The following is a 23,130-nucleotide window of genomic DNA, read 5'->3' as shown; positions in this document are numbered from 1 at the left end:
CGTGCTCGCCCTCAACTACGCCTTCGCGGGGCTCGCGCTCGGAGCGGTCGCTGCCCTGTCAGGGGTCGGCCTGATCATCACCTACCGGGCCACCGGCGTCTTCAACATCGCGCAGGGTGCGATCGCGATGATGGCGGCGTACGTCTTCCTCGCGGCCGTCCAGGACTGGCACTGGCCCAAGGCGGTTGCGGCGGTCGTCGTCCTGCTCGGTTTCGCACCGGCGTTCGGAGTGCTCGTCCAGCGCCTGGTGTTCCGGCCGCTGCAACGCCGCGATGCCTCGGCCGCCGAGTCGCTGGTCGCGACGATCGGTCTCACCGCGCTGCTGATCGGCATCGCCTACGAGATCTGGGGGCTTCAGGCGCAGTCGCCACCGAGCCTGCTCCCGCAGGGCGTGTGGCAGGTGGGGTCACTGACGATCCACATGGACGCGACCGGCGATCTCGCGATCGTCATCGTCGGCACCGTGCTGCTCGGTGTGATCACCCGACGAACCGCGCTGGGCACCTCGATCCGCGCCGTCGTCGACCGACGCGATCTCGCCCAGCTCTCCGGCATCGACGCCGACCGGGTCGCGGCGATCGGCTGGGCAACGGGCGTGATGATCGCGGCACTCACCGGGATCCTCATCGCCCCGGAGATCCAGTTCACCCCGTTCGAGCTCACGCTCGTCGTCCTCGAGACCTTCGCGGTGCCGGTCATCGCCGGCCTGACCAACGTGCCGGTCGCGATCATCGCCGGCCTCGCACTCGGAATCGGCTCGAGCGAGATGTCGCTGTGGTCACCCGCCGGCGCCGCCCTCAGCATCTGGGACGCCTTGCAGGCCAACCTACCGGTGGTCGCGCTGCTGGCCGCGCTGCTCGCGCGCAACCGATTCGCCGGTATTCGGGCGGACAGCGGTGACAGCTCCGATGCCGGTACGACGACGTCGCTCGCACGCCGCAGGTCAACCGAGTTCGGGGTTCGCTGGCGGGTCGGCATCTACACCGCGGCGACCCTCGCGCTGGTCAGCCCGCTCCTGTTCAGCGACACGAACCTCCGCCAGGCGCAACAAGTGCCCGCGCTCGCCGTCATCTTCGTGTCCATCGTCGCGGTCACGGGCTACAGCGGCCAGATCTCGCTCGGTCAAGCGGGGTACGCCGGACTCGGCGCGTTGCTGTTCGGCCGGTTCAGCACCGGCGCCCCCGAGCTGGTTGCGTTGCTCGGTGCGGCGATCGCGGCCGGCCTCGTCGGGTTCCTGACCGGGTATCCGGCGATTCGCCGCCGCGGGCTGTTCCTCGCACTGACCACGTTCGCGGTCGGCGCGTTCGTGAGCCGTTTCGTGTTCCAGCAGCCGTATTTCACCAACGGACTCCAGGTGTTGCGGCCGTCCGTGCTCGGGCTGTCGCTGTCCGGGGACCGCGCGTTCTACTGCTTCGAGCTGGTCGTGCTCGGCCTGGTCTTCCTGATCATGACCAACCTGCGCTCGGGCATGATCGGGCGCTCGCTGGTCGCGATGCGTGACAGCGAGACGGGTGCCGGTTCGGTCGGCGTCGATGTGCGCACGCTCAAGGTGTTCATCTTCACGGTCTCCGCGGCCATCGCCGGCATCGGCGGTGCGTTGTTGGCGCAGCAGGGTGGCGCGTTCTCCGCGGACTCCTTCGACCCGCTCGCCTCGAGCATCCCGTGGTTCGCCGTCGTGGTCGTGTTCGGCGCGGACAGCGCCGCCGGTGCCGTGCTCGGCGCCGCCCTCGTCGTACTCGTGAACTCGCTGACCGCCAACCCGGACGCCTACCAGATCGTGATCGGCGTCTTCGCCACCTTCATCGGGCTGCTGCCCGGCGGCGTCTCGGACGCGGCTCGACGGCTCGTGGACTGGCTGGCCCACCCGGCGGCGCTGGTCCGCCGTTACGAGGCGGTGCACCCGACCACGCCTTCCCGACACACCCTGACCGCACGCGGCGAGCAGGCCCGGGCCACCATCCAGGCACGGCGCGGCGTGAAGGCGACCGCGCGATGAGCGCAACCAACGGCCACCTCGAGGGTGTCGGGCTGGTCAAACGGTTCGGCGGACTCACCGCGCTGGACGGCGTCTCGGTAGAGACCCGGTCGGGCACGATCACCGCGCTGATCGGGCCGAACGGCGCGGGCAAGACGACGTTGTTCCAGTGCCTCACCGGTGTCGAGCGCCCCGACGAGGGACGAGTGCGGCTCGACGGTCGGGACATCACGACGCGCAGCCCGGACGCACGTGCCCGGCTGGGCATCAGCCGAACCTTCCAGCGGCTTGCGGTCTTCGGCACCATGAGCGTCGAGGACAACCTGCTGGTCGGCGCCGAACACCGAACCAACGCGGGCGTCGTGCGCCGCGTCGGTGGGCTGCTGGCCGGACTGATCGGGATCACCGTCGGCGACCAGGCCGCGCACCGTCGCCGCGTCGACGGTGTCATCGACATCCTCGGGTTGGACGCGGTACGCCGGGCACCCGCCGCAACCTTGTCGACCGGCACCCTGCGGCTGGTCGAGCTCGGCCGGGCGTTGTGCCATGACCCGGAGGTGCTGCTGCTCGACGAGCCGGCGACCGGACTCGACACCGCGGAGATCGACAACTTCCAGCGAGTGCTTCGTGACGTGGCTTCCCGCGACGTGGCGGTGTTGCTGGTCGAGCACGACGTCGACCTCGTCTTCGGCATCGCTGACCGCATCTACGCGATGGCCGCCGGCCAGCTGATCGCCGAAGGCACTCCGGAGGAGATCCGGGCCTCATCCGCCGTACGCGAGGCATATCTCGACATCGAGCCTGCGGCCGGCTGATGGCGGTCGAGCTCTCGCTTCGCGGCCTGCGTGCCGGCTACGGGCCGGTCGAGGTCCTGCACGGTGTCTCCCTCGATGTCCCCGCCGGAGTGCTGACCGCGCTGCTCGGCCCGAACGGCGCCGGCAAGACCACGCTGCTCTCGGTCGTCGCGGGCCTGCTTCGCGCGCGCTCCGGCGACATCATCTGGGCGGGGCGGTCGATCCGCACGCTCCCACCGCACGAACGAGCCGCCGCCGGCCTGCTCTTGATCCCCGAACGCCGCGGGGTGTTCCCCGATCTCACCGTGCGCGACAACCTCGAGGTGTTCGCCGGATCCCGGCAGGGATGGGACCCGGCTCTGGATCAGTTCCCGATCCTGCGCGAGCGGCTGGATCAGCCCGCCGGCTCGATGTCCGGCGGCGAGCAGCAGATGCTGGCGATGAGCCGGGCGCTGCTGCACAAGCCGCGCTTGCTGCTGCTCGACGAGATCTCCCAAGGGCTCGCGCCTCGAGTGACCAGGCAGCTGCTGGACGTCGTCGCCGCGCTCGCCAAGACAGGGACGACCGTCGTCCTGGTCGAGCAACACCTCTCCGACGCGCTGCGCATGGCCGATGTGGTCTACGTGCTCAACCGCGGAGCGATCGAGTTCGCGGGCGAGCCCTCCGAGCTGACCGCCCAACAGAAGACCGCGGCCGGCTGATCAGTCCGCGGCGTAGCTGAAGTTCGGGACGCGAAAGCAGTTGGTGTCCATGTTCGGGACCTGGGTCACCCAACTGTCCTTGGCGCTGTTCCAACGCGCGACGTTCAGGCAGTTGCGAACCTCGCTCGGGTGCGATGAGGAGTCCGAGAATCCTCTTGGCGTCAGCAGCCCGTCGCCGGTGAACAGCTGCTTGCGGTACATGTACTTCTCGACACACGGCCGGGTGAGATCCGCGCCACAGCTCTGCGCTGCGTCGGCGAACCACAAGGCACCTGCCCAGGCCTCCAGCGCCCATTCGCTCAGCTGCTTGGCGCCACCGTCACCGTCGGCCGACATCTGCTGGCGGAACAACGCGACCTGGTGATACTTGGTGTCCTCGTAGTTGCGGGTGTTGCCGGTCACCCAGAGCTCGTTGCGGCAATGCGGCGATGCGGCGTACTCCGAATTCACCGACTGGTTCCAGGCCTGGGTCGTCAGCACCTTCGCGGTGATGCTCACGTCGTTGTCGTCCAGCGCGGCGCAGAGCTTCTCGTTGCCGCCGTTGTCGAGCGCGTCGTAGACATACTGCACGCCCGCGTGCTTGAACGCGATCGCGACCGCGTTCCAGTCCGGCAACGCGAAGTTGACGACCTTCGTCAACACGCTGTAGCCCTCGAGACGAAGCCCTTCCGCGATGCTGTTGCCGTACCGCTCGGAGTCGGACTGGTTGTACTCGACGACACCCGCCTTCAGCGGTACGTGCGGAAAGTGCACCTTGAAGAAGCGGTAGACCTCGGTGCCGCCGTAGAGCATTCCGTTGAGCCCAGGCTTGCCGTTGCGCGGATACGACTCGCCGTACAAGTCGAACAGGTTGTGGTAGGTCACGTAGGAGTTGTCGATCGGCTGCGCGCCGATGTCGGGGACGTTCTGCGAGTTCACATATCCGGCGCCGGCGTAGTCGATCGCCGCGTTGGAGACCAACGCGAAGACGTGGTCCTTGTCGATCAGCGTGTGCGCGCAGACGTTGTTCTCGATCGACGACCCCTGGTCATCGCAGGTGTGGAGCACGAGCTGCCGGCCATGGATCCCACCATGAGCGTTCGTGTAGCGCACGAACGCCTGCAGGCCGTACTCCGGGCCGACGAAGGACTCGGGATCGAACGGGTTCGTGATGCTCGCGATCTGTCCGATGGTGATCGTCGTAGGGGTCACCCCGACGGCCGAGGCCGTGTTGCCGTCGTCCGAGGCGGTCGGCGACGAGGACGCGCCGGTCGGGCTGCTCGCGCCGGTCGTCGGATGTTCCTGCGAGCTGAAGGCGCTGTTGGGCAGTCGGGTCCCGCACGCCGCAACGACGAGCAGCAGCACTGACGATGCCAGCGCGGTGCCGAATCGTCGGTGGCGCATCAACGTCCTTCCGGAGCGATCTCTACCCGGTCAAGCAGATCGTGCAGGCGCTCCATTCCCAACCCGACCGCGAACCAAAACGGCGCGTACGCCGGCCGGACCAGCCCGCGCCAGTTCGCCGGTACCGCCTTGCGGCCGCGCGCCCGCGTGTAGTCCCACGGCACCTCGCCGGTAACGGCTCGGAGCGCTTCGCCGGTCACCGCTTCGACCGCGAAGATGCCCATCATCCAGGCCAACCCGCGCTGCCACCACGGCCGCCCGCTGCGCCGGGCCGCGTCGTACGCCGGCTCGAACAGCACCGCGGCGCTGCCGTAGATCGGCAGCATCCATGCATACGTCGTACCGGTCAGCCGCCAGTTGCCGTCGCGTCCCCGGCTGCGGACGGAGGTGGTGACGATCTCGCTGCACCATCCCGCCAGGCCGTACACCAGCGCTCGCTGGCCGCGCGTCAACCGGCTCATGGCTCCATCATTGCGGCCCGCAGGCGGCGCCGCCGCGCCAGGACACCCGGTGCCGTGGCCAGCGCGGCAACCGCGAAGGACAGGATCGACGCGCTCATCCACGACCGGACGCTCAGATGCAGGCCGTGGTCAGCGTGCACCCACAGCCGCGCCCACCACCCGCCCGCGCTCGGCTCGATCAGCTGGTAGACGACGAAGCCGAGCAGCCACGGAACCACCATGGCCGGCCGCGCCGGCGCAACCGCGCTCACGTCCCACGCCCGCAGGCGGTGCGTGGCGTAGTAGTCGACCAGGAAGACGGCGGTGAGCGGCACGAGCACCGAGGCGAGGAGCAACAGAAAGTTGATGTAGTTGTTGATGTTCAGCGCGAGCGCGCCAACGGTCGCGATCGCACCGACTGCCACGGCGAACCATCGCCGGTCGAACCGCGGCCACACGTTCTGCATCGAGACGACCGCGGAGTAGCCGTCCGCGAAGGACTCGTCGAGCTCGCGCAGCACCAGGACGCCGAACGCCAGCCAGCCGGCCGGTACGGCGATGAAGGCGCCGAACATGTCGTGTTGCAGGTTGGCGTCGCTGGCGGTCACGACGGTGGCGAGGGCGACCAGGCCGAGCAGGTAGCCCGCGACCTGCGTGATGGTGTATCCCACGATCGCGCCGCCGAACGCGCTCTTCGCCGACCGCGAGTGCCGGGTGTAGTCGCTCGCGAGCGGGGCCCACGACACCGCGACCGCGATCGCCACGTCGGCGCCGGCCCAGAACCCGTGCCACGAACCATGGGTCAACGACGGCAGCGGATGCCGCAGCAGCTGCACGAACAGGTAGGTAGTGACCACCGTCACCGCCACGATCGCGTAGCGCCGGAGAATCCGCACCACCCCGAGCGGCCGGATCGTCATCGCGACGGTGAGCCCACCGGCGATGACGACGTACGGCCAGCGATGCGCATGCCAGGGGAACAGCTGCTGCGCGGCGGACGCGATCACGACGATTTCGAAGACCGTCCAGCCGAGCAGCTGCAAGACGTTCACCGCGGTCGGCAAGTAGGACAACCGCCGGCCGAACAACCCTCGCATCAGCACCATCGACGGTGCTCCGGTCTGCGCACCCGGTACGGCGGCAGCCGCGATGAGCAGCGCGCCGAAGCCGGTGCCGACGATCACGGCAAGGCCGGCGGCAAGGAACGAGAGCCTCGGGCTGCCGGCCGGCGCGAGCACGCTGACCGCACCTACCGGAGCGAGGATCGTCACGCCGAGGTTTCCCCACAGCCCGATCTGGTCCAGCCACCCGAGCACCTTCGGCGCGGGTTGGTCGAGGGTGAGGGGCACCTCGTTCTGCACGGCTGGACTGTCGACTGTGATGGCCATCGGTCCACTCCCTACGCCGGCATGACCCGGTTCAGGTTCGGCGGTCGGCGACCGGCAGTCGCCCTCTCAGCCCGGTCGCCCGGACTCCCGCGGGTAGAGCCCGAGGGTACGCCGAGCGGACTCACTTCAGCAGGCGGGACAACCGTCGGTCGGCCAACGGCTTGCCGCCGGTCTGGCAGGTGGGGCAGTAGTCCAGCGCGGACGTGGCGAACGACACCTCGCGAACCGTGTCGCCGCAGACCGGGCACGGTTGCCCGGCCCGGCCGTGCACCCGCATCGCCAACTTCTTCTCGGCCTTGAGATCGGCCGCTCGCAGCCCGCGAGCTCGCTCCAAGGCAGAGGTCATCGTTTCGCGCATCGCGTCGTAGAGGCCCTTGACGTCGCCGGCGTCGAGCGTGGCCGCGAGCCGGAACGGCGACATCTTCGCAACGTGCAGGATCTCGTCCGAGTAGGCGTTGCCGATCCCGGCTATGACCGACTGGTCCCGCAGCACTCCTTTTATCTGGGCGCGGTTGCCGTCGAGCAGCGCAGCGAAACGCTCCAGCGTGAAGTCCTCACCCAGCGGATCCGGCCCGAGCCGGGCGACGCCCGGGACGTCGTTCGGGTCGCGGACGACATACACGGCAAGCCGCTTCTTGGTGCCTGCCTCGGTCAGGTCGAAACCCGACCCGTCGTCGAGGTGCACGCGCAGGGCGATCGGTCCCTTGCCCGGCTTGAGCAGCGCGGGCGGGAGCGACTCGCGCCAGTGCAGCCAGCCGGCCCGCGAAAGGTGGGCCACCAGGTGCAGCCCGTCGACGTCGAGGTCGAGGAACTTCCCGTGCCGCGCCGCGCCGGTCACGGTGAGCCCGGCGAGCGCCGTAATCGGCGGGTCGAAGGTCTTGACCACCGCGATCGACGCCACGTCGATTCGCGCGACGACGTGGCCGACCACCCGCTCGGCGAGGAAGTCGACCAGCGCCTGGACCTCGGGCATTTCCGGCACGGGTCAAGTCTGCCCGCTGCGCGAGCCGGGCGTCAGCCCACGGACGCGCCGGGCGTCAGCCCACGGATGAGTCGGGCTCGGCCCGCGGCGGGCGGAGTCCGACCGCGCGGACGGCGACGATGCCGACCGTCACGACGCCGACCGCGCCGATACCCGCGATCACGTAGCGGGCGGATACGAGCGAGCCGATGATGCCGGCCACCGCGATACCGATGCCCTGCACCGTCATGAGCCCGCTGCTCTGAATGGTGAACAGCCGGCCACGGATCGAGGGCTCGCTCGCGGCGAGCACCAACGGGTCGAGGCCCTGGTTGTACGCCGATCCCATCCCGACCAGGACCAGCAGACCGGCCGCGCCCAGCACCGGAGGGCCGGCGACGAAGGCGATCGCCGGCACCAGCGCAACCATGGCCAGCGGCACGAGCAGCCGACGTTTGGTGGCGGGCGCCGTCCGCGCGACGAGGATCTCGGAGAGGATCATCCCGGCCGAGTAACCCGTGAACAGCAGGCCGGCGCTGGTCGGCTTGCTGCCTGCCTGTGCGGTGTAGGCGACCGCGAGCCCATCCGGCGCCGACGCGAATGCGGGCACGATCCAGGACAGAACCAAGAGGCGGCGCAGCTGCGGCCGGCCGAAGATGTCGCGCAAGCCGGACAGCGACTGGCGCACGACCGATCCCGCGGTGGCGGGCTCGCCGTGGACGGCCGCCGGGGTGCGCGGCGTACCGAAGCGCAGCAGGGTGGCCGAGGCGATGAAGCTCGCCGCGTCGGCGCCGAGCAGCCACTTCGGGCCGACCGCTGCCACCACGACACTGCCGGCCGCGAAGCCCGTCAGGACCATGATCTGGCTGATCGACCGCAGCATCGACCGGCCCGCGGGGAACAGGTCGGAAGGCAGCAGGTAGGCCAGGCTCGCCGCCCGCGCGCCCTGGAACAGGGGCGCGACCAGGCCGGTCAACAACAACAGGCCGAGCAGAGCGAGGACCGGCACCCGCGGGATCAGCATCGCAGCGATGCAGGTCGCGCTGATCAGGTCGCAGGTGACCAGCAGCCGCCGGGCTGGGAACCGGTCGGCAAGCGCGGACAGCACCGTGCCGCCGAGCCCCCACGGCAGGAAGGACACGACCAGCACGAGCGCGGACAGCAACGGTGAGTGGCTTCGCTCGTAGACGAGGATCGACAGCGCAACCTCGGCCGCGACCGTTCCGGCCATCGAGATCGAATGCGCCAGGTACATCCAGCGCAGACCGGGCAGCCGCAGCACGGCCGAGTAACCGCGGGCTTCGCGGGGCTCGACGGGTACGGCGGTCGTGGTCATGGGTCCAGGGTCGCCAGAATGGGCCGCGAGGGCGATACTTTCGGGAATGGCCGAATCTCCGGGCTCATGACCCGGCTGCGGTTCAGCGACAGCGACGCGCTGCGCTGCCGGTTCACCGTATCCCCGCTATGGGAGACCCACGCCGCGCTGCGGGTGGTCTACGGCCCACACCGGCGGCCGCTCTACGACCCCTGGCTGGCCCGTCGCCGGGACGCCGCCGACGCCGCCGAGCTCGGCCTGTTACGCGCCGTGCAGCCAAACTCCGGCTACGCCCCGGACTTTCTGTCACCGCCCCCGACGGCGAGCAACACCAGCGTCCGGACCGAGCTCGAGCGGGTCCGGCGTACCCCGCTGGACCGGGTGGTCGCCGAGCTCACCCGCTGCCGCGACCAGATGCCCGCCAATCCAGCGGCCGAGGCGCTGGACCCACTGGTGTCCGACCCGGAGCGGGCGGTCGCCGAGCTCGTCGGGGTGCTCGAGCGCGCGTGGCATGTGCTGGTCGAGCCGGACTGGCCGGCGATCCGCCGGATTCTCGACGACGACATCGCCTACCGCGGCGAGTGTCTCGTCCGGGCCGGTTGGACCGGGCTGTTCGCCGACCTGCACCCGGGCCTGGGCTGGGAGGACGGCGAGCTGGTCGCCGAGCGATCAACCGACGCGGACCGCGATCTCGCCGGCAGCGGCCTGCTCCTGGTGCCGAGCGCGTTCAACTGGCCGCACGTTTCGGTGATCGTCGACGCGCCGTACCAGCCGACCGTCGTCTACCCGGCCCGCGGGATCGCCCGGCTGTGGACCGCCGCACCACCGCCACCGGACCGGTTGGCGCGGCTGCTCGGGCGCAGCCGAGCGGCGATCCTCGCCGCGCTCGACCAGCCCGCGACCACGACCGGTCTGGCGGCCGACCTCGCCCTCGGGCTCGGCACCGTGTCGGAGCACCTCGGCGCGCTGCACGGAGCGGGCCTGGTCAGCAAGCGCCGAGCCGGGCACCAGATCCGGTATTGGCGCAGCCCGCTCGGTCAGGGGGTGATCGACGCCGCCATCGACTGACCCGGCCTCAAGACCAGGTCGTGCGGCCAAGTCGGATCGCAGTAGGAAGTTCCCTCTTGTCCGTTGTGTCCGGCCGTGGCACAGTGCTCGCGGCGGGGGGTTCGCCGACACCTAGGGGTCACCGTGCAACCTCGCCCACTCGTCACCCTTTCCGCGGTTGTCGCGACGGCCGCCGCACTCACCCTGGGGAGCGCCGCGGCGTCATCGGCAGCTGCCACGCCGCGATCCACGTCGCTCGCGCCGGTCACGCATGCCGCAGAGCACGGCGGCAAGGTGATCGTCATCCTCAAGAACCAGTACCACGGCTTGAAGATCAAGGCCCAGGGCAGGCAGCGCCAGGCGACGACGCTGGCGTCGCAAAAGTCGGTCACCGCCAGCATCACCTCGCACGGCGGCACCCAGGTCCGCCACCTGGTCAGCGTGAACGCGGTCGCGGCCAAGGTCACAGCCGCCGAGGTGCAGCGGCTGCGCAGCAACCCGGACGTCGCCTCCATCCAGCGGGACATGCCGATCGTGGCCCGGACGGCTCCGCAGGTGCCGGCGGCCAACATCAGCCAGCGGCTGTGCCCCTCGAACCCGAACAAGCCACTGCTCGAGCCGGAGGCCCTGGCGGTCACCCACTTCATGAGCCAACCCGCGCAGCCGGGTGATGCCGCGCGGATCGCGACCGGCGTCGGGGTCAAGATCGGCCTCACCGGCGTCAACGAGCTTGCCGGCAACCCCAACCTGATCCGGCCCGATGGGAAGCACGTCGTCATCGACAGCCCGACGCCCAATGAGGACGACTCGAACTTCGACGGCGGCGGCGACGAGTGGTACGGCGACGCCTCGTCGATCGGCGGTCAAGGCACGGTCACGTACGACTTCTCCAAGGAGCTCCCGTACTCGAACCTGCCGGCCGGCTGCACGTTCCGGATCGTGGGCATCGCGCCAGGAGCCTCGATCGTCGACACCGGCTACTTCGGACAGGGCACGTCCGACGTCCCGACGACGGAGTCGGAGGCGATCGCCGGCCTCGACATCGCGGCGATCGATGACGGCGTGTCAGTCGTCTCCGAGTCCTACGGCTACGGTGCGATTCCGGGCCAGACCGACTTCAGCGCCATCACCGAGGCAAACGACGAGCTCGTTGCGGCCGGCATCACGGTCGTCGAGTCGGCCGGTGACTCTGGCGTCGGCGGGACGGTCGAGGTGCCGGCGTACGACCCGAACGTGATCGACGCGGGTGCGTCGACGACCTACCGGCTGCTCGCGCAGGCCTGGGGCTACAAGCACTGGGACGACAACCAGATCGCCGCGCTGTCCTCGGGTGGAACCACGCCTGACGACAACGTCCTCGACCTCGTTGCACCCGGTCAGGGCGGCGAAGCCAGCTGCAGTCCCGCCTCGCCCACCTGTCCGCAGACCACGCTGACCGAAGCATTCGGCGGGACCAGCGAGTCGGCGCCGTTCATCGCGGGTGCGGCCGCGGACGTGATCCAGGCCTACGCCGACTCGCACGACGGGGCACAGCCCACGCCCGCGATGGTGAAGCAGATCCTGACCGGGACCGCGCAGGACATCGGTGCGCCCAGCGACGGCCAAGGTGCCGGTCTGCTCGACGTCGGAGCTGCGGTTCGTGCGGCTCAGCAGGAACCCGGCTCCACCGTCCGCTCGTCGTCGAGCGCGCTGCTGCCGACCCCGACCCAGGTGAACGTGAGCGGAAACGGCGGGACCTCGAGCCAGCAGAGCGTCTCGTTGTACAACGCGTCCAACCGCCCACAGACCGTGACCGGGACCTTCCGGCGGTTCAGCCGGCCGTGGCAGATCGGGCGCACCGTCACTGAGCCGGTGACGGCGCCGCCGTCCTCGCAGCCGCTGCCGGCCGAAGGCGCGCAAGCCGCGCGGGACATCACGATGAACGTGCCGAGAGGACTGTCGCAGCTCGGCGTCGACATGATCACGCCGAACCCGAACAACGACGCCGTCCTGTCGCTGCTGCTGTTCGACCCTCGGGGCCACCTGGCCCAGGTGTCCTACGACTACTCGGACACCCCGACCGGGCCGGTGTCGAACAACGAGCATGTCTCGATCGACAACCCGATGCCGGGCAAGTGGCGGGCGCGAATCGTCTGGAACAACGGCCGAAGCCACCTGCAGGACCCGCCGGCCACGCCGGGCAGCTACCGCGGCAACATCTCGGTCCGCTTCACCGGACAGGCCGAGATCGACAACCGCGCAAGCCGGGCGGTCACGATCGCCGCGCACTCCAGTGCCACGATCCCGCTGACCGTCAGGCTGCCCTACCAGCCAGGCGACCGCCCCGAGTCGGTGCAGTTCACGTCGAACCGCGGCACGAGCGTGTCCGTGCCGGTGACGCGGCGCACCCTGATCCCGTCGACCGGCGGCCGGTTCCGCTGGCAGATGGGTAGCAGCGTCGCGCGCGGGTTCGGTCCGTTGAAGAGCATGCAGATCGACGTACCGCCGGGCGAGAACGACCTGCGCATCACGTTCCACACCGCGGATACGAGCCCGGACAACATCATGGACTACTTCGCGGTCGAGCCGGACGGGCTCGACGGCTACTACGACCGGACGCCGAGCACGACACCGGAAGGCGTCGGCGCGAGCCATCAGCTCGGCAACGCGGCGATCGTGGTTGCCGATCCGACGCCGGGGGTGTGGACGATCCAGGCGATGATGGATCTCACCACCAGCGGCAAGGAGTTCGACCAGACGATCCGGGGCGACATCAGCTTCAACACAGCCCGGACCACACCGGTCTCGATTCCGGACAGCTCGGCGACCGTATTGCCGCAGGGCAGCAGCAACACCGTAAGCGTGCAGGTGACGAACACCACCGGCGTCGGCCGGACGTTCACCCTGCTGTCAACCAACGGCGACGTCAGCGGGCCGAACGTCTACATCGCACCGAACGCCACCGCGCTCGTCACGGGCACGCTGACACCGACTGCCGCTCCGGCCACCGATGTCAGCGGGCTGATCGCCGTGGTGAGCAACGGCAGCGCCCTTTCGCCGCTGCTCGACAGCCAGGGTTACTTCTTCGACCTGCAGACGCTGGCTGCCTATCCCTACGAGTACACGGTGGGTCCACCCGGGTCGTAGCAGCAGACGCGCTGACCGGCGTCAGGCGCGCCAGGTGCCGGGGCGTGGCTGCGCTCCGGCTGAGGCGTCCTACCCGGCGTCCCACGGGGAAGCGGCCGGCTTCGTCGTTATCCACCGGTGCCGCGAAACTCTCCCTCGTGCGGACGGCGCGGATCGGCCTACGGCGCCGACGACGGTCCGGTCGCCGTCGGGCTCGAGTCGGCCGACGGGCTCGCAACCGGCCCGGTGACGCCCAGTCCACCTTGCACGGTGTGGCCCGAGCCATCGGTCAGCCGGATCTGCGCGTCGACCGGTGCGATGGCAGGCAGCTTCAGTACGGCGATTCCCTCCTGCACCGACATCGAGGTCCAGGATGTGCCGTCAGCGGAGTACGACGCAGTCCGGGTGTCCGGCGCACCGACGACGACCAGCCACTGCGTGGTCGCCGTGTCCAGATCACCTGCGTCGTACGTCGGCGTCTGAAAGGCGAGATACGACCCGTCCGTCATCGACGGGCCGACGCTGACCGACTCACCGAAGTCGGTGACGTTGTTCCATCCCTGGACGAAGCCGGGAACCTCCCCGCGGTCGGCAGTCGGGTCGCTGACGACGAACTCGGTCCCATCGGACATCGTGCCCTCGGCATAGACCGTCTGCGGCTGGCCCGGGTCGACCGCGTCGAGGAACGCCTGGCTCGGCGCAGTGCCGAACCGGCGGTCCGTGGGCCAGTTCGTCCACACCAGCCCGGCATCGTGGTGGTGGCTGGCCTGGCTCGGGCGGGTAACTGGCGGCTCGGAAGGACGGCTGCCCAGCAGCACCTGCGAATGCGCGGGACGCCCCGCCCACGCCGAGATCGCGACCGCACCGACGACGACAGCGCCGGCGGAACCGGTCGCCGCGGCCGTCGTCAGGGTGCGGCGCCGCCGCCGGATCCGCTGACCTCGCCGGGTCGCGATTTCGGCGAGATCCAGCGGCAGAGCGACCCCTTCAACATCGCCGGCAAGGGTCTCCCGCAGCAGCTCGTCCAGGTCGATCATGATCCCTCCACTCCCACGAGTTCACTGAGGTCCGCTCGTTGACGGAGCTGGGTCAACGCTCGGGAAATCTGGCTGCGCACGGTCGCCGGCGAGCAGTCGAGCGCGTACGCGATCGCGGCATCATCCAGGTCCTCGAAGTACCGGAAGACGATCGCCGCCCGCTGCTTCGGCGGCAGCGCACGCACCGCCGCACGGACCAGATCCGCGATCGCAACGTTGTCGGTCCGGTCCTCCGCGACGCGGTCCAGCAACGGCCCGGGCGTGAGGTGCTCGCGACGGCGTGAGCGCCACCAGGACGTCCGCTGGTTGGCCATGATGCGGCGGATGTAGGCATCCGGCGAGCCCATCCGCGACACCCGGCCCCAATCGGCGTACGCCCGGGACAGGGCCGTCTGCACCAGGTCGGCGGCGTCGTGCTGGTTTCCGCAGAGCAGGTACGCCGTCCTGGTCAGGGCCAGCCCACGGGCTGCGACGTACTCGCGAAACGAGCTGTCGTCCACCACGCCTCCGAGCGGTTGCCGGTCAGACCTTCAACGCGCGAGTTGAGCTCCACGTTGCATCCTGCAGCCGACTTTCACCACCACCTGACCGCTGACAAGACCAGCCCTCCGGACGGACACTGCCGCCATGGGGGAAGACCCCGGTCTCCGGGTGCGGCTGCTCGGCGGGCTCGACATCGAGGGCGTCGACCTCGGCCGGCTCGGCAGCCGGAAGGCACGCGTGTTCATCCAGCGCCTGGCCATCGCGCGGGGGCGCCCGGTCGGCGTCGACACACTGGTCGACGTGCTCTGGCCGGAAGGTGATGCGCCGGCAAGGCCGGCGGCACAGCTATCCGTCCTTGCCAGCCGGTGCCGGGCGGCACTCGGCATCGATTCCGTCTCCCGCTCGGACGCCGGCTACGCGCTGTCGATGGGTTGGCTCGACGTCAGCGCCGCAGAGGCTCTGGCCGACGAGGCGGAGATACGACTGGCCGAGGGCGGGCGCGCGGCTGCCAGCGCCGCGGCCGACGCGGCGCTCCGCCTGATTCGCGGGCCTTTGCTTCCGGACGATCCGGACGCCGAGTGGCTGGCGGCCGACCGCGCAGCGGTCGAGCGTCTTCGGTCGCGGATCCTGCTCTTGAGCGCGGAGTCAGCGGCCGCGGCCGGCCGTCACCGCGACGCGGTCGAAGCGGCCCGGCGCGCCCTCGACCACGACCGGTACGACGAGGGCGCGCTGCGCGTGCTGATGCGCGCCAGCGCCGCCTCCGGCCGGGCGGCCGCCGGACTCGCGGCCTACGCCGAACTTGCCGAGCGGCTCGCGGATGACCTCGGAGTCGACCCGCATCCCGATACCCAGGCCGTGCACCTCTCGCTGTTGCACGCCGGCGACCCGACTTCGGCCTCAGCGTCGTGCCCGGCGGCGGTGACTCTGGCCGGTCGACAGGTCGAGCTGGACCGGCTGCAGGCCGGGTTCGACGACGCCTGCGCGGGGAACTCGCGGATCCTCGCCATCGAGGGTGAGGCTGGCATCGGCAAGACCCGCCTGCTCGATGCGTTGCTGAGCGCGGTCGGCCCGCGCTGCGACGTGCTGCGGACGGTCGCGTCCGGGGCGGGAGCGCTGCCGTTCGCACCGGTTCTCGACGTCCTCAGCCGGCGGCTTCGCGGCGCACCGGCGAGCGAGCGCGGCGAGCTGCTCGGCGCCGACGCGGAGGTCGTCGCGCCGCTGCTCGGCCTGGGCTCAGGAAGCGTTCGCGACGTGCTGGTCAGTCGCGAGCCCGGCGCGAACGTTCCGGACCTGCTCCAGCTCGCTCTGCTCAACGTCATGACCAGGCTGGCGTCGATCGCGCCGGTGGTGCTCGCGATCGACGACGCTCACCACGCCGATGCCGCAACGCTGGACTGGCTCGAGGTTGTCGCGCAACGCGCGGCCGGGCTACCGCTGCTCGTGGTCCTCGCCTACCGCTCCGGTGCCGGGCGGGTGCCGGAAGCGGCCACGGTTCTGCGCCTCGAGCGACTGGACCGCGCGGCCGCGGTCACGCTGCTCGGCGACGATGTCCCGGCCGAGCGCGTCGACGCGCTGCTCGAGCGCAGCGGAGGCAACCCGCTGTTCCTGGTCGAGCTCGCACAGTCGACCGAGGCCGAGTTGCCGGACAGCATTCGCCAGGCCGTCCTCGCGCGGCTCGCCGGCGACGAAGAGGCCGCATCGACGCTTCGCGCCGCGGCGGCGCTCGGCCCGGTCGTCGACGTCGACGTGCTCAGCAGCCTGTTGCGCCGACCGGTGCCCGACCTGCTCGACGACCTGGAGCTCGGTATGCGCCGCCACGTGCTGGAGGACGCGCGCACCGGTTTCGTGTTCCGCCACGACCTCCTCCGGGATGCCCTTGCGGCCGATCTGCCGTCGGCCCGACGCGCCTGGCTGCACCGGGAGGCGGCTCGCGTACTCAACGATCGGCCCGGCTCGGACCCGCTCGTGGTCGCCGACCACGCCCGGCTCGGCGGCGACCTCCAGGTTGCTGCCCGTGCGCTGCGCACGGCCGCCGGCCTCGCCGCCGAACGCTACGACCACGTCGACGCACTCCGCCTGGTCGACGAGAGCCTTGCCTTGGACGACTGCGCCGACGGGCACATCGACCGGTCGCGCCAGCTGCTCTTCCTCGGTCGGTACGACGATGCGCGCGACGAGGCTTCGCTGGCGCTCGGAAAGGACAGCGATGACGGCGCCCTGCAGGTCGCGACGTACGCGGCGTACTACGGGCGCGACTGGCCCGCGACCCTCGCGCTGGCCAACCAGGCGGCCGCTCGCACCGCGGATCCCGAGGTACGCCTCACCTGTCAGTTCCTCGCCGCGAAGGCGCTGCACACCACGGGCCGGCTGGTGGAATGCGAGCAGCGGCTGCGCGCGGCCGCCGATGCCGCGCCGGCCTCACCGCTGCGACCGTTCGTCGTCATCTGGACCGGCTTCCTGCACCTGCATCGCGGCGACGTCGAGCACGCCGAGGCGTGTCTGGCTGAGGAAACGGCCGCCCGCCGTGCGCCGTTCCCGTTCTCCGGGGTGTACGCCGACCAGATCACCGCGCATGCCCAGGTGCTCTTCGGCCGACCGCTACACGCGCTCGCCATCACCGAGCGCATGGCCGCGGCCGTGCAGGATCAGCACGCCGACCGTTTCACTGGGCGGGCCGAGGTCTACCGCGGCTGGGTGCTCTCCCTGCTCGGGGCGCCCGAGGCCGGCGATGCACTCGCCGCCGCGCGCGAGCTGGCAAGCAGCGCAGGAGCGCGGGAACCCTACGGCCAGGGGACGCTCGACCTGGCCGCTCTGTTGCTGCGGGCCGACCGTCTCGACGAAGCGGCCGCGCTGCTCGACGAGGTGGGCGCGCTGCTCGAGGGCGGCCCGATCTCCAATGGCTGGCGGATCGATCTGCGCCGCCGATACATCTCCGGGTGCCTTGCGCTCGCCGCTGGCGATCTCGGCTCCGCGACAGCGACCGCCGGTGAGGTTCATCAGCGCGCGACAGCCGAAGGGATGCACCGCCACGCCGCTCTCGCGGACGCCCTTCGTACCCGCGTGCGGCTGCTCTCGGGCAGCGACGTACCGGCGGACGGCCTCGCTTCGCTCGCGCACACTCTGCACAACGTCGCACGACCGGAGGCGTGGTTGCTGACAGCACGGTTGGCAGCGGCAGCGCGCAACGACCGGCTCGCGGCGCTTGCCCGTAGCTGGGCCGACGACTGGCGCCGCGCAGCCGGTGGCTACGCCGAGTCGTTCGCGCGGCTGGCCGATCGCGAGTTCGGCTAGCTCGCGACCGCGTCCAGTACGAGCATCGGCAGCTCGAACGGCGGCAACGGCGCGATCGCCGCATGCAGGTCGACGTCGATCTGCTGCTGCGTGTGCGGCGGCAGGTCACGAACGAACGCCGAGATGTGCGACAGCCCGAGCCGGTAGTCGATGACCGCACGCAACGGCAGGTCGTCGAAGGCCACCCGCACCTCGTGCACGGCGACGTGCTGGAGGCCAGCACCTCGCGCCATCGAGTCGAGGGCGGGCACGGTACCGAATCTCGGCAAGACCTCCTTCTTCATCGCGACGTACCAAGCCGGCGCAACGAAACCGTACGACGCCAGCACGCGGTCGACAGCGGCCTTGATCGGATGGTCATCCGCACCGAACGTCGTTGTCACGATCCGGCCGCCTGGTCGGCAGACGCGCGCCAGTTCGCTCAACCCGAGAGAGGGCTCGTGCAGATGGTTGATGACGAACGCTGCAACGACGAGGTCGTGACTGCGGCTTGCGACCGGAAGAGCGCGAACATCGCCCAGCACCGTCGCGACCCGGGCACCAACCTGTCGGCTCAGCTCGATAAGCATGGCTGACGAGGCATCCACGGCGAGCACGCTCGCTCCCCTGCCCACCAACACGCGAGTCGCGGCTCCCGTTCCGGCACCGACGTCGGCGGCCGTCAGGCCGGACAGGTCCGGCGGCAGCCTGGCAAACGCGACCTCCGCCAGCCGGTCGTAGACCAGTTGCGGGCCGCGCGCCCAAGCCTCGCCGCTCGTGTAGGCCGCGGCCGGATCGTCGACGGTGCTCACGACAAAGTCGTCGCTGCTTTCATCGCGCGGGAGGTCCACCACTCGAGCTCGTCGGCGTCGTCGGCCTTGTTCCAGCCCAGTTGAACGAACGCTCCAAGCGTGGCCAGCGACAGCTGCTCGTCGAACCACGGGTCGGTCGCAACGCCGTACCACTCCAGGCGATTGCGGTACGCCGTGATCGCGTCGTCCTTCGGTTCGGGCACGCGGGCGGCATTGATCGCGAGGTACCACATGAGATCGACGCAGCCGGGCGCGACGCCCGGCCACTGCCAGTCGAGCAGCACCGTGCGGCCGTCGGCGTGCGAACCGAGGTTGCCCATCTTCCAGTCGCCGTGGACGAAGGTGGCGGGCGTCCGCTGGAGAGCGCGCACGAGTGGCCACGGATCGCCGGCCAGCTCTCGGGCGACCCGGGCGGCCGCGGGCGCGGCGTCGTCCAGGGCGGCCCAGAACCCCGGCAGCATCGCCGGCACCCCGGCACCGCTGCCGAGCGCGGCCTCGGTCTGCGCGGTCAACGGGCTGAGCGCTGTGTAACGCACCGACATCGCGGTCAGCTCGGGCATCGTGGCGAGCTCCCAGAACCTGACATGCAGCTGCGCCATGTGGTCGAGGAAGCGCCGGTGCTGCTCGAACGGCACCGGCTCGTCGCCTTCCGGCACGAGCGCCTCGGCGACGTCGCGCATCAGCAGCGTGGTCGTACCGTCCGCCGGGTCGAACGCGACCGCCTCGATCGCGTGATCGAAGCAGTCCGGCAGCCGGTCAAGGATGCCCATTCGCCAGCAGGTTCCGACCCGCGCGACGTAGTCACCGGTGGCACGCGCGATCCAGTCGAGCGAGGGACCGAGTCGCTTCACCACGTACGCCGCGCCGTCGATCACCACCCGCTCCATCGGAACCGCCGACTTGCCGTCGATGGTGGCCATCGGAGTCCGCGTTGTCGCGCGAGCAAGCAGCTCCTCTGCGCTCCCCGCGACCTCACGACCGGTGGTGTTCTCACGCACGGGCACGGTCCGCCTCTTCCATCTCGGCGAGGAGCCCAGCGTCCCACCGACCGCCGCACCACACCGTGTCCTTGGCGATCACCCCGCCGTCGGCCTCGATGACGTGTGCCTGGTGTGCCGCGAACGGAACGCCACCCTCGGTCCAGGTCAGCAGGAAGGTCACGAGCTCGCCGCCGGGCACCTCGGTCCGGGTCACGCTCTCGAACGCGCCCGGGTCGGCGTACCAACGCGCGAACTCGTCGCGGACCGCATCGGCGCCGGACCGGCTGAGCCGCCAGTTCGGGACCGTCGCGTCCAGCTGCACGTCGTCGGCGAACACCCCGGCCGGGACCGGCCGCCCCGCCTGCACCGCGTCCAGAAACCTCGTCACTGCCTCGATCATCACGCCCTCCTCGTGCATCGGTTGTGGACAGCGTGGGTGAGCGCGTTTGCAGTCCGTTTGCAGGCCGCCAGCCCGGCCATGATCGCGGGCGAGCGAGCTCAGCGGGGCCGCCGGACCGCAACACTTATCCCAACATTCATTGACGAGTCGAGATGACTCAAGGGCAAGCCGTCAGTCGCCGAAGGTTGCCTTCGTAGCGCTGTCCACCGTTTCACCAACCACGGTTTGCGAGTAATTCATGACCTCCCAGCTCCGGATATCCGGTCGCCGTTCGATCCTCGGCGCGTTGATCGCCGCCGTACTCGTGATCGCCTCGTTCTGGCTCACCGGCGCGGAGGCGTCGGCGACTCCTGCGGGCGGTGGGTCGATCGCCGGCACGAACGGTACGGCGCTGAGCGGCGGCAACGGCGGTTGCTTCTTCGCCGGCTGCGGCCCCTCCACCGTCGCGGGTAGCGGCGGTGGCGCCTCGTCCGTACAGACCTGTTCGGCGACCGATCCGACCTGTGTCGACAAGTACTACACCGGCGAAGAGCCGCGCCTCGTGGTCGCGGGCGGTGGCGGTGGCGCCGGCGGATACGACGGGTGCTCGGGCGGCAGCGGCGGTGGCGGGACCGCGCCAGGGTCGTACTACGGCAACTGCAACGGCGGTGGTGGCGGTGGCAATGGCACCGGCGGCGGCGGCCAGCAGCTGAACTGCACCGACGGCACGACCGGTGGCGGTGGAGCCACGCCTACCGCAGTAGGGACCGGCGGAGCCGGCGAGGCCGGACAGGAGAACGGAACCGACGGAACCGGCGCGATCGGCGGCGACGGCTACACCTCGCAGGCCAGCAACGGCGGCGGTGGTGGTGGCGGCGGTGGCTACTACGGCGGTGGTGGCGGCGGGGCGACCAACAACTGCGACGAGTTCGGCAACGGCGGCGGCGCTGGTTCGAGCTTCTCGGTCGCGACCATGACGGTGGGCAACGACACCACCGCGACCCCGGGCGTCTCGCTGTCCTACGGCAGCGGGCCGACCGTGCAGAGCTACAACCCCGGGCCGGAGCAGACCTTCGTCGTGCCCAGCGGTGTGACGAGCGTCGCAGTGGTCGCGACCGGTGGCACGGGCGGCAACAACGCGGAGAACGATGGCTTCGGTGGCTACGGCGCCGTGGTGACCACGACGATCCCCGTGACCGCTGGCGAGACCCTGTACGTCGACGTGGCGTCGAACGGAAGCAGCGCGTTCGCGGCTCCCGCGCCCGTCATGTCGGATGTCTCCGGATCGGCAACCTACGGTGGCAACGCGACGCTCACCGCAACCCTGCAGGACGACGGCCTGGGCCTGTCGGGCGAAACCGTCGACTTCACTCTCGACGGCAACGACGTCGGGACGGCGACGACGAACGGCAGCGGTGTCGCAAGCCTCACCGGCGTGAGCATCGGCTCGTCCGAGGCGGGCACCTACCCCGACGACGTCGTCGCGAACTTCGCGGGTGACGGCACCTACTCGTCGGCCACTGCTTCCGGCGACCTCGACGTCGCCAAGGCTGCGCAGCAGGTCGAGTTCACCTCGATCGGGCCGACCTCGCCTGGTCTCGGGGACACCTACGTCCCGACCGCGACCGGCGGCGGGTCGGGTAACCCGGTCACGTTCAGCATCGACGCCTCGACCACCAACAACGCCTGCTCGATCAACAGCGGCACGGTCAGCTTCGACCACGCCGGCACCTGCGTGATCGACGCCGACCAGACCGGCAACGCCGACTACACCGACGCGCCCACCGCGCAACAGCAAGTCTCCGTCGGCAAGGCTGCCACCAGTACGGCGCTCTCGATCGAGCCGTCCTCGCTGTCGGCAACCGTCACCGTGCCCGGTCACTCCAATGTGACCGTCACCGGAACCGTCGAGTTCACCGTCGACGGAAACGACGCCGGATCGGCTGCGCTGAGCAACGGCACCGCGACACTGAGCCACAGCCTGGCGCCCGGAGCGTCGTACGACGTCGCCGCCAACTACCTGGGCAACGGTGACTTCGACACGTCCACCACGTCGGCACAGCGCACGGATCCCACGATCCACGCCACAGTGCACAGCACGAAGCCGAAGACCGCCTACGGCTGGTACTCGACACCGGTGACCGTCACGTTCACCTGCACCGCAGGCAGCGCCAGCTTCAGCGCACCGTGCCCGGCAGCCGTCAAGCTGACCCACAGCGGCGCCGGTCAGCACGTGAGCCGCACCGTCACCGATCTCGACGGCGGCGCAGCGACGGCGAAGGTCAAGGGCATCAACATCGACCGCAGCGCCCCGAAGGTCACCGTGAAGGGCGTCAAGAACGGCGGGGTCTACGCGGGCCGGTTCAACCGCGGGCGCTGCGCAGGCCGGGACAAGCAGTCCGGCATCGTCAAGTGCACCTTGCGCACGAAGGTGGGACGCAACGGCGTCCGGCACTACGTCGCGACCGCCGTCAACCGGGCCGGCCTGAAGGCCACGATCCGTGGCAAGTACCGCCTGCTCTCGATCTGGATCCCCAAGGTCCGCTACACGCAGAAGACCGGGTTCCAGCTCAAGGTCGGCACCTACCACGTGTACGCCGCGAGCCAGAGCACCCCGCACTATGAGTGGGCGGTGCCGGCCAACACCAAGCATCGGCCGCGCGGGGGCGGGGACGCCTTCACCCAGGTCCGACCGGGCGTGTGGCGCATGACCTTCCACATCAACAAGGCGATGCGCAAGCGCTACAAGCTGTGGGACATCGGCGTCCGCATCCACGGCCGGCTGCACCTCGTGCGCATCACGGTGCGCTGACCTCGAAGGTCGCGCGCGTCGCTCTACCCGGCGTTCCCCCACGGTTGTGCGACAAAGACGCCTTCGCAGCATTCCGTCCTGCTCACTTGGGGCGTCGCCCGCCTAGTTGTCGTGACCTGACACGTTGTTGTCAGGCGGCGAGCCGGCTGGCGGGTGGGTGTCCGCCGAGGGCGGAGTGGCCGCGTCGAGTGTTGTAGTGCCGGATGAAGTTGTCCAGGGCTCGGCGTCGGGCGGTGTTGGTGGTCCAG

Annotated in this window: 18 protein-coding genes and 1 riboswitch; of the genes, 7 read left to right on the top strand and 11 right to left on the bottom strand. The window is 70.2% G+C overall.

Annotated features, from left to right (window positions below):
• The first annotated feature begins 1 nt into the window (after position 1).
• Genes VME70_11995 through VME70_11985 form a run of 3 tightly spaced genes read left to right on the top strand, consistent with a single transcriptional unit; the run spans position 2 to position 3,470 of the window.
• Positions 2–1,996 carry an ABC transporter permease gene (locus VME70_11995; GenBank protein HTW20918.1) on the top strand — a complete coding sequence of 665 codons (1,995 nt, stop codon included), beginning with the start codon at positions 2–4 and terminating at the stop codon, positions 1,994–1,996.
• Positions 1,993–2,790: an ABC transporter ATP-binding protein gene (locus tag VME70_11990; protein ID HTW20917.1), complete on the top strand. Its 798-nt coding sequence runs from the start codon at positions 1,993–1,995 to the stop codon at positions 2,788–2,790. The genes VME70_11995 and VME70_11990 overlap by 4 nt, the downstream gene beginning before the upstream one ends.
• Positions 2,790–3,470: an ABC transporter ATP-binding protein gene (locus VME70_11985; protein HTW20916.1), complete on the top strand. Its 681-nt coding sequence runs from the start codon at positions 2,790–2,792 to the stop codon at positions 3,468–3,470. The genes VME70_11990 and VME70_11985 overlap by 1 nt, the downstream gene beginning before the upstream one ends.
• Here the strand turns inward: VME70_11985 and VME70_11980 are convergent, their stop codons facing one another.
• From VME70_11980 to VME70_11960, 5 genes are all read right to left on the bottom strand, one after another.
• The gene (locus VME70_11980; protein HTW20915.1) at positions 3,471–4,853 is read right to left on the bottom strand and encodes an ABC transporter substrate-binding protein; all 1,383 of its coding nucleotides are present in this window, start codon (positions 4,851–4,853) and stop codon (positions 3,471–3,473) included.
• Positions 4,853–5,314 carry a hypothetical protein gene (locus VME70_11975; protein HTW20914.1) on the bottom strand — a complete coding sequence of 154 codons (462 nt, stop codon included), beginning with the start codon at positions 5,312–5,314 and terminating at the stop codon, positions 4,853–4,855. Before VME70_11975 ends, VME70_11980 begins: the two co-directional genes overlap by 1 nt.
• On the bottom strand, positions 5,311–6,681 hold the full coding sequence (locus tag VME70_11970) for a cytosine permease (protein HTW20913.1): 1,371 nt from the start codon (positions 6,679–6,681) through the stop codon (positions 5,311–5,313). Before VME70_11970 ends, VME70_11975 begins: the two co-directional genes overlap by 4 nt.
• A riboswitch (TPP riboswitch) is annotated at positions 6,672–6,782 on the bottom strand. It overlaps the preceding gene by 10 nt.
• Positions 6,783–6,802: 20 nt before the next feature.
• A complete protein-coding gene (locus VME70_11965) occupies positions 6,803–7,663 on the bottom strand; it encodes a DNA-formamidopyrimidine glycosylase family protein (GenBank protein ID HTW20912.1) in 861 nt (286 codons plus the stop codon).
• 55 nt (positions 7,664–7,718) lie between these two features.
• The gene (locus VME70_11960) at positions 7,719–8,978 is read right to left on the bottom strand and encodes an MFS transporter (GenBank protein HTW20911.1); all 1,260 of its coding nucleotides are present in this window, start codon (positions 8,976–8,978) and stop codon (positions 7,719–7,721) included.
• A 66-nt stretch (positions 8,979–9,044) separates the two neighbouring features.
• On the opposite strand from VME70_11960, the gene VME70_11955 reads away from it, so the two are divergent.
• Together VME70_11955 and VME70_11950 are read left to right on the top strand one after the other, a co-directional pair.
• Positions 9,045–10,025, top strand: a complete 981-nt coding sequence (locus tag VME70_11955) for a DUF5937 family protein (protein HTW20910.1) — start codon at positions 9,045–9,047, stop codon at positions 10,023–10,025.
• Between the two features lie 123 nt (positions 10,026–10,148).
• Complete coding sequence (locus VME70_11950) at positions 10,149–13,130, top strand: S8 family serine peptidase (protein ID HTW20909.1); 2,982 nt, start codon at positions 10,149–10,151, stop codon at positions 13,128–13,130.
• Positions 13,131–13,288: 158 nt separating this feature from the next.
• On the opposite strand, the gene VME70_11945 is transcribed toward VME70_11950, so the two are convergent.
• Positions 13,289–14,146: a hypothetical protein gene (locus tag VME70_11945; protein HTW20908.1), complete on the bottom strand. Its 858-nt coding sequence runs from the start codon at positions 14,144–14,146 to the stop codon at positions 13,289–13,291.
• Positions 14,143–14,646: a SigE family RNA polymerase sigma factor gene (locus VME70_11940; protein HTW20907.1), complete on the bottom strand. Its 504-nt coding sequence runs from the start codon at positions 14,644–14,646 to the stop codon at positions 14,143–14,145. The genes VME70_11945 and VME70_11940 overlap by 4 nt, the downstream gene beginning before the upstream one ends.
• Before the next feature lie 127 nt (positions 14,647–14,773).
• Between VME70_11940 and VME70_11935 the strand changes: the two genes are divergently transcribed.
• Positions 14,774–17,920: a BTAD domain-containing putative transcriptional regulator gene (locus VME70_11935; GenBank protein ID HTW20906.1), complete on the top strand. Its 3,147-nt coding sequence runs from the start codon at positions 14,774–14,776 to the stop codon at positions 17,918–17,920.
• Here VME70_11935 and VME70_11930 read toward each other — a convergent pair.
• The 3 genes from VME70_11930 to VME70_11920 are packed head-to-tail and all read right to left on the bottom strand — an operon-like array spanning position 17,917 to position 20,091.
• Positions 17,917–18,711 (bottom strand): methyltransferase domain-containing protein, encoded by a 795-nt coding sequence (locus VME70_11930; GenBank protein ID HTW20905.1) that lies wholly within the window; start codon positions 18,709–18,711, stop codon positions 17,917–17,919. The genes VME70_11935 and VME70_11930 overlap by 4 nt on opposite strands.
• Positions 18,708–19,715: a hypothetical protein gene (locus tag VME70_11925; GenBank protein HTW20904.1), complete on the bottom strand. Its 1,008-nt coding sequence runs from the start codon at positions 19,713–19,715 to the stop codon at positions 18,708–18,710. The genes VME70_11930 and VME70_11925 overlap by 4 nt, the downstream gene beginning before the upstream one ends.
• Positions 19,702–20,091 carry a hypothetical protein gene (locus VME70_11920; GenBank protein ID HTW20903.1) on the bottom strand — a complete coding sequence of 130 codons (390 nt, stop codon included), beginning with the start codon at positions 20,089–20,091 and terminating at the stop codon, positions 19,702–19,704. The genes VME70_11925 and VME70_11920 overlap by 14 nt, the downstream gene beginning before the upstream one ends.
• A 238-nt stretch (positions 20,092–20,329) precedes the next feature.
• Here VME70_11920 and VME70_11915 point away from each other — a divergent pair, with 238 nt between their 5' ends.
• Positions 20,330–22,882 carry an Ig-like domain-containing protein gene (locus VME70_11915; GenBank protein HTW20902.1) on the top strand — a complete coding sequence of 851 codons (2,553 nt, stop codon included), beginning with the start codon at positions 20,330–20,332 and terminating at the stop codon, positions 22,880–22,882.
• A gap of 130 nt (positions 22,883–23,012) precedes the next feature.
• On the opposite strand, the gene VME70_11910 is transcribed toward VME70_11915, so the two are convergent.
• Positions 23,013–23,130: integrase core domain-containing protein (locus VME70_11910; protein HTW20901.1), on the bottom strand; the 118-nt coding region annotated here is incomplete at its 5' end.

This window comes from Mycobacteriales bacterium, from assembly GCA_035504215.1.
Classification (GTDB): Bacteria; Actinomycetota; Actinomycetes; order JAFAQI01; family JAFAQI01; genus DATAUK01.
Note: the sequence above shows the minus strand (reverse complement) of the source record. Positions and strands in the feature narration are given on the sequence as shown.